The organism is Pseudonocardia hispaniensis (assembly GCF_042658695.1).
GTDB lineage: Bacteria > Actinomycetota > Actinomycetes > Mycobacteriales > Pseudonocardiaceae > Pseudonocardia > Pseudonocardia hispaniensis.
In genome coordinates, this window is the sequence record NZ_JBHSQW010000045.1 from 1 (window position 1) to 859 (window position 859).

An 859-nucleotide genomic window follows, 5' to 3' on the forward strand; every position below is an offset into this window, starting at 1 on the left:
GTGAAGCGCGGTATGGCCGAGATGCTCAAGGGTGGGGTGATCATGGATGTGGTCACTCCGGAGCAGGCGCGGATCGCCGAGGATGCCGGGGCGGTCGCGGTGATGGCGTTGGAGCGGGTGCCGGCGGATATCCGTGCGCAGGGTGGGGTGGCGCGGATGAGTGATCCGGACATGATCGCCGGGATCGTGGAGGCGGTGTCGATTCCGGTGATGGCCAAGGCGCGGATCGGGCATTTCGTCGAGGCGCAGGTGTTGCAGGCGTTGGGGGTGGATTACGTCGATGAGTCGGAGGTGTTGACGCCGGCGGATGAGGCGTATCACATCGACAAGTGGGCGTTCACGGTGCCGTTCGTGTGTGGGGCGACGAATCTGGGGGAGGCGTTGCGGCGGATCGCCGAGGGGGCGGCGATGGTCCGGTCGAAGGGGGAGGCCGGGACGGGGAACATCGTGGAGGCGACGCGGCATATGCGGGCGATTCGGGGGGAGATTCGCCGGTTGGCCGGGTTGGATGAGGCGGAGTTGTTCGGGGCGGCGAAGGAGTTGCGGGCGCCGGTGGAGTTGGTGGCGGAGGTGGCGCGGGCCGGGCGGTTGCCGGTGGTGTTGTTCACCGCGGGGGGGATCGCCACGCCGGCGGATGCGGCGATGATGATGCAGTTGGGGGCGGAGGGGGTGTTCGTCGGGTCGGGGATCTTCAAGTCGGGGGATCCGGCGCGGCGGGCCGAGGCGATCGTGAAGGCGACGACGTTCTTCGATGATCCGGATGTGTTGGCGAAGGTGTCGCGGGGGTTGGGGGAGCCGATGGTCGGGATCAACATTCCGGACCTTCCCGCGGAGCAGCGGTACGCCGGCCGCGGCTGGT

At 68.6% G+C, this 859-nt stretch carries 1 protein-coding gene; it reads left to right on the forward strand.

All coding sequences use genetic code 11. The features are described 5' to 3' along the window. Positions 1–859, forward strand: an 859-nt coding sequence (gene pdxS, locus ACFQE5_RS23165) for a pyridoxal 5'-phosphate synthase lyase subunit PdxS (RefSeq protein WP_379588090.1), incomplete at both ends; no start/stop codon positions are given.